Raw genomic sequence first — 595 nt, forward strand, 5'->3', positions numbered from 1 at the left:
GATGAAAAGAAACTGCCGTCACATCCGGACAGCAGCAGATAAAAGATGGTGAGAAGCAGAGGTTTATTGTGTCTTATTCTTATATAACCATGTGGATAACTCATAAATGATATATTCCTCTGACAGCCTGAGATGAATTAGAGTGGTTATATTTGTTTCACCAGATAAGATATTGATTACGTTTTTCTGGTAAAATTTATCATGGCTGAATATTACATTAATTACTGGTTTGTTGGCGCTCGCGCCTGATTTTCTGCAATCGTTCAAAATCGGGAAAAGGGTTTCCGTATTCGACATAGCCATCCGGATAAACCAGTTTTACCTTTTCTCCGTGCTTCAACGTCAAAGGGTCTGACAGTATCACCATCTCATCAGTATGAATTATCGGTCTGAACAGAATGCGTTCAATTTCATTATCAAGCCGATAGGTATAAAAATAGACACGACCCGTAAATGAAATTTCCACCAGATTCCCTATCAGATGGTTTATCCTTTTATAGGGATAAAATTCCTCATTAATTATTTTGTTCCTCCCTGGCAGGGGTTGAGATTGTCCATTTGTAGCCCGGGGATAATGTTCATCAAACACAAACGT

At 38.5% G+C, this 595-nt stretch carries 1 protein-coding gene; it reads right to left on the reverse strand.

Annotation, left to right across the window (positions count from 1 at the left end; translation table 11 throughout):
- Nucleotides 1-217: 217 nt before the first annotated feature.
- Nucleotides 218-595, reverse strand: a 378-nt coding sequence (locus FDX09_RS23700) for a hypothetical protein (protein WP_212733571.1), incomplete at its 5' end; no start/stop codon positions are given.

The sequence above is a fragment of the Citrobacter sp. wls717 genome (genome assembly GCF_005280955.1).
Taxonomy (GTDB): Bacteria; Pseudomonadota; Gammaproteobacteria; order Enterobacterales; family Enterobacteriaceae; genus Citrobacter; species Citrobacter werkmanii.